At 73.9% G+C, this 10,164-nt stretch carries 9 protein-coding genes; 1 reads left to right on the plus strand and 8 read right to left on the minus strand.

Annotated elements, in window-relative coordinates:
- Positions 1-41 precede the first annotated feature (41 nt).
- Complete coding sequence (locus tag AB0C33_RS43705; RefSeq protein ID WP_358299231.1) at positions 42-2,135, plus strand: molybdopterin-dependent oxidoreductase; 2,094 nt, start codon at positions 42-44, stop codon at positions 2,133-2,135.
- Here the strand turns inward: AB0C33_RS43705 and AB0C33_RS43710 are convergent.
- From AB0C33_RS43710 to AB0C33_RS43745, 8 genes are all read right to left on the minus strand, one after another.
- Entirely contained in the window at positions 2,128-2,610 is a 483-nt protein-coding gene (locus AB0C33_RS43710) for a metallophosphoesterase family protein (protein ID WP_352329954.1), read from the minus strand. The genes AB0C33_RS43705 and AB0C33_RS43710 overlap by 8 nt on opposite strands.
- Before the next feature lie 7 nt (positions 2,611-2,617).
- Positions 2,618-3,343, minus strand: coding sequence for an SRPBCC domain-containing protein (locus AB0C33_RS43715; protein ID WP_358299234.1), 726 nt, complete (start codon positions 3,341-3,343; stop codon positions 2,618-2,620).
- A gap of 1 nt (position 3,344) precedes the next feature.
- Positions 3,345-3,932 carry a helix-turn-helix domain-containing protein gene (locus AB0C33_RS43720; protein ID WP_358299237.1) on the minus strand — a complete coding sequence of 196 codons (588 nt, stop codon included), beginning with the start codon at positions 3,930-3,932 and terminating at the stop codon, positions 3,345-3,347.
- A gap of 32 nt (positions 3,933-3,964) precedes the next feature.
- The gene (locus AB0C33_RS43725; protein ID WP_358299240.1) at positions 3,965-5,191 is read right to left on the minus strand and encodes a sigma-70 family RNA polymerase sigma factor; all 1,227 of its coding nucleotides are present in this window, start codon (positions 5,189-5,191) and stop codon (positions 3,965-3,967) included.
- Positions 5,188-5,532, minus strand: coding sequence for a YciI family protein (locus AB0C33_RS43730; RefSeq protein WP_352331477.1), 345 nt, complete (start codon positions 5,530-5,532; stop codon positions 5,188-5,190). The genes AB0C33_RS43725 and AB0C33_RS43730 overlap by 4 nt, the downstream gene beginning before the upstream one ends.
- Before the next feature lie 19 nt (positions 5,533-5,551).
- Positions 5,552-6,028: an ATP-binding protein gene (locus AB0C33_RS43735; RefSeq protein ID WP_358299243.1), complete on the minus strand. Its 477-nt coding sequence runs from the start codon at positions 6,026-6,028 to the stop codon at positions 5,552-5,554.
- A gap of 114 nt (positions 6,029-6,142) precedes the next feature.
- Entirely contained in the window at positions 6,143-8,491 is a 2,349-nt protein-coding gene (locus tag AB0C33_RS43740) for a SpoIIE family protein phosphatase (RefSeq protein ID WP_358299246.1), read from the minus strand.
- 25 nt (positions 8,492-8,516) lie between these two features.
- Positions 8,517-10,164, minus strand: a 1,648-nt coding sequence (locus AB0C33_RS43745; protein ID WP_358299249.1) for a response regulator, incomplete at its 5' end; no start/stop codon positions are given.

The raw sequence follows: 10,164 nt of genomic DNA on the forward strand, positions 1-10,164 counted from the left end.
GGCGGCTCGGGGACGGGCCCGTCCGCTCATAGCCTGGTCGCATGGTGACCCGGCTCGCGACCTGCAACCTGTGCGAGGCCATGTGCGGCCTGCGCGTCGACCTGGACGGCGACCGGATCACCGGCATCCGCGGCGACGAGGACGACCCGCTGTCGGCCGGGCACCTGTGCCCCAAGGCGGTGGCCCTGCAGGACGTGCGCGAGGACCCCGACCGGCTGCGCCGTCCCGTGGTCCGCACTCCGGACGGCTGGCGCGAGGTCTCCTGGGCGGACGCGTTCGACCTGGTCGCCGCCCGGCTGGCCGGGACGCGCATCGTGCACGGCCCCGACGCCGTGGCCGTCTACCTCGGCAACCCGGTGGTCCACAGCCTGGGCGCGCTGACGCACGCGCCGCCGTTCGCCCGCCTGCTGGGCACCCGCAACCGCTACTCCGCCGCCTCCCTCGACCAGCTCCCGCACCAGTACGTCGCCCGCCACCTGTACGGCAGCCAGTGGCTGCTCCCCGTGCCCGACATCGACCGCACGGCCTACTTCCTGGCCTTCGGCGCCAACCCGGCCGTCTCCAACGGCAGCGTGATGAGCGCGCCCGGCGTCGTCCGGCGCATCCGCGACCTGCGTGCCCGCGGCGGCCGGATGGTGCTGTTCGACCCGCGCCGCACGGAGACCGCCCGAATCGCCGACGAGCACCACTTCGTCCGTCCCGGCACCGACGCCGCGCTCATCCTGGCCATGGTCGGCCTGATCGTCGCCGGCGGCGCCGCCCGTCCCGCGCCCTACGTGGACGGGCTCGACCGGCTGGCCCCGGCGCTGGAGGCGTTCACGCCGGAGCGGGCGGAGGCCGTCACCGGCGTGCCGGCCGAGGTGATCACCCGGATCGCGGCCGAGTTCGCCGCCGCCCCCAGCGCCGCCGCCTACGGCCGGATCGGCGTGTCCACCCAGCGGTTCGGCACCCTGTGCCAGTGGGGGATCCAGCTGCTGAACCTGGTCACCGGCAACCTCGACCGGCCCGGCGGCACGCTGATGAGCAGGCCGGCCGTCGACCCGGTGCGCAACCGCCTGATCGACCCCGGGCACGAGGGCAGGTGGCGCAGCCGGGTGCGCGGCCTGCCGGAGTTCGGCGGCGAGCTGCCCGCCGCGGCGCTCGCCGAGGAGATCCGCACGCCCGGCGCAGGGCAGGTGCGGGCGCTGGTGACCATCGCCGGCAACCCGGTGCGCTCGGCCCCCGGCGGGCACGAGCTGTCGCGGGCCCTTTCCGGACTCGACTTCATGGTCAGCCTCGACTTCTACGTCAACGAGACCACCCGGCACGCCGACGTCATCCTGCCGCCCACCGACCTGCTCGAACGCGACCACTACGACCTCGTCTTCAACCTGGTCGCGGTCCGCGACCACGCCCGCTACGCCCCGGCCGTGCTGCCCAGGACGCCCGGCGCCCGGCACGACTGGGAGATCCTGCGCGAGCTGGCCCGGCGATACGGCCGCCTGGTCCGGGCCGGGTCGCTGTCCGACCGGCTCATGCTGCGGCTCTCGCCGGAGCGGATCGTGGACCTCGGGCTGCGGGCGGGGCCGTACCGGCTGAGCGTGGCGCGGTTGCGCCGCCACCCGCACGGGCTGGACCTGGGCCCGCTCAAGCCGAGCCTGCCCGGCCGGCTGCGCACGCCGGGCCGCCGCGTCCAGGCCGCGCCGCCCGTCCTGCTCGACGGGCTCGCCCGCGCCCGCGCCGAGCTGCTGGCCCCCGCCCCCGCCGGGCTGCTGCTGATCGGCCGCCGGCACCTGCGCGACGACAACTCCTGGCTGCACAACTCCGCCCGGCTGGCCAAGGGCCGGCCCCGGCACCACCTGCTCATGCACCCCGGCGACCTGCGCGCCCGCGGGCTCACCGACGGCGCGCCGGTCCGGGTGCGCTCCCGCAGCGGCGAGGTGACGGTGGAGGTCAGCGCGAGCGAGGACGTCATGCCCGGCGTGGTCAGCCTGCCCCACGGCTACGGCCACGACCGGCCGGGCGTGCTGCTGTCGGTCGCGGCCACGCTGGGGGGCGCCAGCGCCAACGACCTCACCGACCCCTGCCTCCTGGACGAGCTCACCGGCACGGCGGCGCTGAACGGCGTGCCGGTCACCGTCGAGCCGCTCAGCTGACGGGCACGATCTCCGCGCGGGTCAGGACGCCGTCCTCGACGGTCAGCAGCCCGATCGTGCCGTGCGGCTGGCGACGGCGGTCGGTGGGGGAGCCCGGGTTGAAGATGCGCAGCCCCTCGCCTGACTCGTCGAGCGGGATGTGCGAATGGCCGAAGACCACCAGGGCGGCCTCGGGGAAGCGGCGGCGCAGGCGGGCCAGGCGGCCCTTGGCGGGCCCGCTGTCGTGGATCATCCCGATCCGCAGGCCCTCCAGGGTCAGCTCCAGCGTCTCCGGCGCCACCACGTCGGGGCCGTCGTTGTTGCCCTTCACCACGTGCACCGGGGCGTAGGCGGCCAGCTCGTCGAGCACCGAGCGCACGCAGACGTCCCCGGCGTGCAGGATGACGTCGGCCCCGCGCAGGTGCTCGGCCACCCGGGGCGGGCAGGCGCGCCACCGCCGGGGCGCGTGGGTGTCGGACAGCGCCACCACGTTCATCCGGACGTCATGCCCGCAGATCCTCCAGCCAGGCCCGCCAGGCCGGAGCCTGCCCCGCGGGGTCGCCGAACAGCAGATGCATGGCGAGCAGGCTGCCGCCCATGCCCTGGACGAACCGGTAGAGGGCGTCGGGGGTGCGGACGCCGACGCTCTGGGCGTTGCGGACGTAGACCACGCCCTGGACCGGGGGCAGGCCGGGCGGTGCGAGCCGGACGGTGTCGCCGGGCTCGGGGCGGCCGCCGAGGGCGGCGTACAGGGCCTGCCAGGCGCGCGGCCAGTCGCTCACCGGCGGGCCGGACTCGGTGATCGGGGTCGCGGCCCGGCCGGCGAAGTGGCCGAGGTACTCCGTCAGCGTCGCGAAGAACAGGGCCAGGCCCGTGGACATCGCCTCGTACTCCTGCTCCCAGTCGTCGCCGGGCAGGAAGCCGCTGGTGACCATGCGGAGCAGGGTGCTGCCCTGGCCGCGGCCCTCCAGCAGGAACTCGTAGGCCACGAAACGGCCGTCGGGGCCCGGGACGCCGGAGTGGGCGAAGCGCTTGAGCGGGTCTTCGGCGGTCACCCTGGACTCGGGCAGCTCGGCCCCGGCGAAGGCGGTGCGGATCGCGCCGCCCTCGACCTCGTTGCGGCCCATGAACCACGAGTCGATGCCCGGCCCGGTGGTGATGGCCGCCCACACCTGCTCGGGCGTCGCCTCGACCATGGACTCAAGGGGGATCTCGAACTCGCGCCCCACCTCAGGAACCCTTCTTCACGGACGGGTGCACGGCGACGATCAGACGATGGTCCCGTCCGCCTTCCGCGGACTCGTCATGATATTTGCTGACCAGCGAGGTGACGCACTGCGCCAGCTCCTCGGCGAACGCGGCCCGGTCGGCGGCCGAGGCGAAGCGCACCTCGCCGTCGATGGCGAACGTGGCCACCTTCTTCTGCGCCTTGGCCGCGCCGGTGATCAGCGTGCCGACGTCGCGGACGAGCTGCGCCGCCAGGGCCAGCAGCCAGCGCGCCGACAGCCGGTCGGGGGACCGGGCGGGATCGGGCTGCACGGCGGCCAGGGCCGTGGGGGAGATCACGAAGGAGGCGGCCGTGGCCTGCATGACGCGCTCGGTGACGTTGCCCTTCCTGCGCTCCTCGACCAGCTCGACCAGCCCGTGGCGTTCGAGGGTGCGCAGGTGGTAGTTGACCTTCTGCCGGGCCAGGCCCACCTTGGCGGCCAGGGACGTGGCAGAGCCCGGCTCGACCAGCTCCGCCAGCAACTTCGACCGCATCGGGTCGAGCGACGCCTCGGCGGCCGCCGCGTCTTCGATCGCTGCCACTTCGTGCATGCCTGAAACGATCGCACCGAAAAAAATCGTTGTCAAGCCAGCCGGGCGGCCTTGCCCTCCAGATAGCGCTGCTCAGGCAGACTGAGCGTGCGCCGGGCCGCCTCGCGGAAGGCCAGCGCCGCCCCCTCCGCGTCACCCTCCATCTCCAGCAGGTGGGCGCGGACCGCGGCCAGCCGGTGGTGGCCCGCGAGCCGGTCGTCGGCGGCCAGGCCGTCGAGCAGGTCGAGCCCGGCCCGCGGGCCGTGCACCATGGCGGCGGCCACGGCCTGGTTGAGCCGCACCACCGGGTTGTCCTCCAGCCCGGCCAGCACGCCGTAGAGCGCCAGGATCTGCGGCCAGTCGGTCTCGGCGGCGGTGGACGCCTCGTCGTGCACGGCCGCGATCGCCGCCTGCAACTGGTACGGGCCCAGCGCGCTGGTGGCCAGCGCCTTGCTGACCAGCTCGACGCCCTCCTCGATCAGCCGCCGGTCCCACGACGAGCGGTCCTGCTCGGCCAGCGGCACCAGCGAGCCGTCCGGCCCGGTGCGCGCCGCCCGCCGCGCCTCGGTCAGCAGCATGAGCGCCAGCAGCCCGGCGACCTCGCCGTCGCCGGGCAGCAGCCGGTGGACGAGCCGGGCCAGCCGGATCGCCTCGGCGGTCAGCTCGGGCCGCTGCAGGTCGGGCCCGGAGGTGGCGGTGTAACCCTCGTTGAAGATCAGGTAGAGCACGTGCAGCACCACGCGCAGCCGCTCGGCCCGCTCCGGCTCCGGCGGCGGCCCGAACGGCACCCCCGTGGACCTGATGCGCTGCTTGGCCCGGCTGATGCGCTGGGCCATCGTCGCCTCCGGCACCAGGAACGCCGCCGCGATCTGCGCCGTGGTCAGGCCGCCCACGGCCCGCAGCGTGAGCGCGAGCTGCGAGGGCTCCGAGAGCGACGGGTGGCAGCACAGGAACAGCAACGTCAGCGTGTCGTCGCCGGACGGCGTGCGCTCCTCGCCCGGCGCCGGCTCGACGAACTCGTCGGCCGGGACGGCGACCGCCGCGCTCTCCTCCCGCCGCCGGCGCGCGCTCTCGCTGCGGAAGTGGTCGATGACCCGGCGGGAGGCGACCGTGATCAGCCAGGCCCGCGGGTTGTCCGGCACGCCCTGGTCGGGCCACTGCACGGCGGCGTCGAGCAGGGCCTCCTGGACGGCGTCCTCGCAGGCGTCGAACTGCTCGTAACGGCGGACGAGCACGCCGAGCACCTGCGGCGCCAGCTCGCGCAGCAGCCCTTCGATCACTCCGCCACCTCGTCGATGACGGGCCGCACCTCCATGGCGCACAGACGCGCGTCCGGCCAGCGCGCGGCGATCTCGGTGGCCCGCTCGACGCTCGCGCAGTCGACGATCAGATAGCCCGCCAGGTACTCCTTGGCCTCCAGGAAGGGGCCGTCGGTGACGGCGGGCACGCCGTCGCGCACCATCACGGTCTTGGAGGAGGCGGGGTCGCCCAGCGCCTGGCCCCCGGCCAGCTCGCCGTTGGCCTCCAGCTCGGCCATGAGCGCGTCGACCTCGGCCATGACCTGGTCGAACCCGTCGGCGACGGCCTGCTGGGCGGCGGGGTTGCTGTAGATGAGCAGCATGTATTTCACCTGCCTCATCCTAGGGTTCCGGGAAATCCGGCCGGGCCCGGCCGGGTTCAACCGAGTCGCAGCCCTGGGGGACGAGGGTGCCGGGCGGCCGGTCGGCGGCGGTCCGCACGCTCATGTGCAGGCGTAACCGGGAGCCCCGCGGGCTCTGGTCGAGCTCGACGCGGTCGCACAGGTGCTGGATCAGCCACAGGCCGAAGCCGAACCCCGCCGAGTGGGCGCGGCCGTGCGCGGCCGCGGCCAGGTGGGCGGCGCTGAGCCGGCCGGCCTCGTCCGCGATCTCCACCGTGACGCCGCCGGAGTCGGTGCGGGCCAGCAAGGTGCCGGTGCCGCCGCCGTGGTCGAGGACGTTGGTGACCGCCTCGTTGACCGCCAGCACGAAGTTGTCCAGGCGCTCACCGGACAGCCCGCCGCGGCCGGCGTGGTCGCGCACGAGGCGGCGGATGGCGTCGAGATCGGTGCTGATGGGACAGCGTAGCTCCGGTTCCATGCCCATGGTCTGATCAGTCCTGCCTGGGTGTGGCGTGGCGGGGGACCCGGCTTTGGTTGCTTACCAGACGCAAGCCCGGCAAACTCCCGGGCCGCCCGGCCGCGGCGCGGACGGCTACTGGAGGCGGGCGCCGATGATGCACGTGTCGTCGTCGGTGTCGGAGTTGCTGTGCGTCAGCAGGTGGTCGAGGCGCTGCTCCAGGGTGGCCGCGGGGTGCCGGGCGATGTCCAGGAGCCGCTGCTGGGACTCGTGCAGGTTGACGTCCCGGCGTTCGATCAGGCCGTCGGTGTACATGAGCAGGATGTCGTCGGAGGCGAGCTGGACGTGCGTCTCCTCGTACTCGGCCTCGGCGACCGCCCCGAGCAGCAGGCCCTTGGTCAGGTCGAGCTCCCTGGCCTGGCCGTCGCGGACCAGGATGGGCGGCAGGTGCCCGGCCCTGGCGTAGCGCAGCACGCGGGTGCGGGGGTCGAACAGCCCGCAGATCGCGGTGGCCGTGACGTTCGCGGTCAGGTGGTGGGCGACCAGGTTGAGCCAGGTCAGCAGCTGGCCCGGCCCGGCGCCGGTGGCGGCCAGGCCGCGCAGCGCGTTGCGCAGCACGACCATGCCGGTGGCCGCCTCGATGCCGTGTCCGGCGACGTCGCCGACCGACAGCAGGATCTGCTTGGTGGGCAGCACGACCGCGTCGTACCAGTCGCCGCCGACCAGGTGCTCCTTCTCGGCCGGTCGGTAGCGCACGGCGATCTGCAGGTCGAACGCCTCCAGCGGCTCCCGGCTCGGCGGCATGATCGCCTGCTGGAGCTGCAGGGCCAGCCGGTTGCGCTCGGCGGCCTGCTGCTCGGTGTGGGCGAGCTGGTCGCGGGTGGCGGCCAGCGCCACCTCTGTCCAGTGCTGGGAGGAGATGTCCTGGTAGGCGCCGCGGATGGACAGCAGCAGGCCGCTGTCGTCGAAGACCGGCTCGGCGACCACTCTGATGTGCCGCACCGTGCCGTCGGACCGCTGCAGCCGGTAGGCGGTGGAGGCCGGACGGCGGTGGTGCAGCACGGCCCGGACGAACCGGCCGATGGCCACGGCGTCGTCGGGGTGGGCGTGCGTGGCCAGGCGTTCCAGCGGGATGGGCGGCTCGTCGAGGGACATGCCGTACAGGTCGTGGAGCTGGGCGCTCCAGACGATCTCGCCGGTGAGCAGGTTCTCCTCGAAGCCGCCGATGCGGCCCAGGCGCTGGGCGTGCTGGAGCAGGTTGGCGAGCTGGGCGTCCTGGTCCTGCAGCCGCCAGATGAGCAGCACGCCGTCGCCGAGCCGGATGATCGCGATGCCCGCGACGGTGTGCAGCGGGATCTGGTCCACCAGGGCCGTGATCGTCATCTTCTCGGCCCTGAAGGTCTCGCCCGTGGCGTGCACGTGCTCGATCCTGGCCAGCAGCGCGCCCTCCTCGGCGGCCAGCGGGTACGCCTCCAGGAACAGGCTCCCGACGACCTCGCCGCGCGGCCGCCCGGCGGGGTCGAGGAAGCGCGGGTTGGCGTGCACGATGCGGAAGTCGGTCAGCCGGCCCTCGGTGCCCAGCTGCGGGCGCAGCACCAGCGCCGCGTCCGGCAGCGCGTCGGCCAGGTCGATCAGCTCGGGCAGCACCTGCGGCTCGTGCACGGCCTGGTCGGTGGTCTCGAAGGTGTGGGCGCACAGGTCGGCCAGCACCTCGATCTGCTTGACGATCCGCGCGTCGGGCTGCGGCATCGCGTGCGGCCAGCCGATCTCCAGCACGCCCAGGATCCGGCCGCCCGTCCCGGCCGGGGCGGTCGCCCGCGCGCCGGGGGTCTGGCGCTGCCCGATCGAGGGCAGGCCGACGGCGGCCAGGTCGTCCAGCCACACCGTGCCGCGTTCCAGCAGCGCGCGGCGGGCCGGCGTGGCCACGCCCGGCGGCACGTAACGCCAGCGCCTGGCCTCCTCGTCGGCCAGCCCCGCGTACCCGGCCAGGGTGAGCGACGCGTCCGGCCCGGCCTCCCAGATGGCCACCGTCGTCGCGCCGAGCGCGGACAGGGCCTGCTCCAGCAGCGACTGCGCCACGGCCTGCGCGTCGGTGGCGGTCAGCGCCCCGTTCTCGGCGGTGCGCAGCCGCACCGCCACCTCCGCCGACTCCTGGGCGCGGGCCGAGCTGAGGAAGTCGCGGGCGGCCTCGCTGATGCGGTCGTGGGCGGCCTGGTTGATGATGTCGGCGGCCAGTTCGAGCTGCGTCACCCCCGCCTGGTCGGCCAGGGTGGCGAGCTGCCTGGCGGCGGTGGCCAGGCTGCACTGCAGGCGCTCGACCAGCACGCCCTTGGCGACCTCGACCAGGGCGCGGCCCTCGGCGGCCCGCTGGGCCTCCAGGATCTGGTTGTGCAGGCGGTCGACCGTCGCGGCCAGGCGGCCGAGATTGGGCGGCTCGGTACGCTCCGGCGGCACGGCGGCCGCCGGATCGTGCTGGTGGTGCACTGCGTTGCTCCTTGAGGGGGACGGGTCAGGCGCCGAGCCAGTGACGGATGCGTTCGACCAGATGGTCGGCCTCGACGGGCTTGGTCACGTAGTCGCTCGCGCCGGCTGCCAGCGCCTTCTCCTGGTCGCCCGGCATCGCCTTGGCCGTGACCGCGATGATGGGCAGGTCGGCGTACTGTGCCATCGCGCGGATGCGGGCGGTGGCGGTGTAGCCGTCCATCTCGGGCATCATCACGTCCATCAGCACCAGGTCGATCTGCGGGTGGGCGACGAGCGTGTCGATGCCCTTGCGGCCGTCCTCGGCGTGCAGCACGTCGATGCCGTGCACCTCCAGCATGCTGGTCAGCGCGAACAGGTTGCGGGCGTCGTCGTCGACGATCAGCACCGTCCGGCCCGTCAGCGAGGTGTCGATCTCGGCCCCGGCGAGCTGGTTGACGTTCCCGGCCCGGATCAGCGGCAGCACGTCGCCGGGCTGGTCGGCGGTCAGGTGCAGGGCGATGCGCTCGCGCAGTTCGTCGAGGCTGGACAGCAGCTCCAGCGGCTGGCCGCCCTCGCGCGTCTGCAACGGCACCGCCTGCTGGGAGCTGGCCCGCCAGTTGTTGTAGGCCAGGACCGGCACCGAGTTCAGGGCCTGGTCGCCGTCCATGGCCTCCAGCAGGCGGTAGGCGCTCTGGTCGGGCAGGTCGAGGTCGAGCACGATGCAGTGGCAGGGGTCGGCGGCGAGCGTGGCCGCGGCCTCCTGCGCTCCAGCCGCCGTGACGATCTCGATCGTCTCGTCCTTGCTCAGCGCCAGCTCGGTCACCACGCTCTCGGCCACGTGCGAGAGCAGGCCCTGCGGCCGTTCCTCGATCACCAGCAGGCGGCGCGGCTGCGGCTGGTGGGACCTGGCCGGCGCGGCCGCCTCCTGCTCGGGCGTGGTGACGCGGGCCGCCTCGACGATCACCGAGGGGCCGGCCAGGGCCTTCTTCGGGGAGAGCCCGATGAAGTCCGGCCGGGCGATCGGCAGGTAGAGGGTGAACACGCTGCCCTGGCCCGGCGTGCTCTGCGCGCCGATCGCGCCGCCGAGCAGGTGGGCGATCTCGCGGCTGATGGACAGGCCGAGGCCGGTGCCGCCGTACTTGCGGCTGGTGGTGCCGTCGGCCTGCTGGAACGCGCCGAAGATGGCTTCGAGCTGCTGGGCGGCGATGCCAATGCCGGTGTCGACCACCCGCACGGCGATGGCCGCGCCGTGCTGGCGCACCGAGGCGGGCAGCTCGTCCTGGGCGGCCGGCTCGATGCGCAGCTCGACGCTGCCGGTCTCGGTGAACTTGACCGCGTTCGACAGCAGGTTGCGCAGCACCTGGCGCAGGCGCGAGTCGTCGGTCACGACCTCCACCGGGATGCCGGGGGCGTTGGTGATCGTGAAGTCGAGGCTCTTCTGCGACGTCATCGGCCGGAACGTGGCCTCGACGTAGTCCAGCAGCTGCCGCAACGGCACGCGTTCGGGGTTGATGTCCATCTTGCCCGCCTCGACCTTGGACAGGTCGAGGATGTCGTTGATCAGCTGGAGCAGGTCCGAGCCGGCCGAGTGGATGATCTCGGCGTACTCGACCTGCTTGGGCGTCAGGTTGCGCGTGTGGTTCTGGGCCAGCAGCTGGGCCAGGATGAGCAGCGAGTTGAGCGGGGTGCGCAGC

It is taken from the genome of Nonomuraea sp. NPDC048881, from assembly GCF_040649795.1.
In the GTDB taxonomy this organism is placed as follows: domain Bacteria; phylum Actinomycetota; class Actinomycetes; order Streptosporangiales; family Streptosporangiaceae; genus Nonomuraea.

What these genes read in the sequence shown, in the direction of transcription:
- AB0C33_RS43730 (WP_352331477.1), bottom strand. Translation starts at nt 5,532, where the DNA reads ATGCTGCTCATCTACAGCAACCCCGCCGCCCAGCAGGCCGTCGCCGAC.
- AB0C33_RS43720 (WP_358299237.1), bottom strand. Translation starts at nt 3,932, where the DNA reads ATGCACGAAGTGGCAGCGATCGAAGACGCGGCGGCCGCCGAGGCGTCG.
- AB0C33_RS43735 (WP_358299243.1), bottom strand. Translation starts at nt 6,028, where the DNA reads ATGGAACCGGAGCTACGCTGTCCCATCAGCACCGATCTCGACGCCATC.
- AB0C33_RS43710 (WP_352329954.1), bottom strand. Translation starts at nt 2,610, where the DNA reads ATGAACGTGGTGGCGCTGTCCGACACCCACGCGCCCCGGCGGTGGCGC.
- AB0C33_RS43705 (WP_358299231.1), top strand. Translation starts at nt 42, where the DNA reads ATGGTGACCCGGCTCGCGACCTGCAACCTGTGCGAGGCCATGTGCGGC.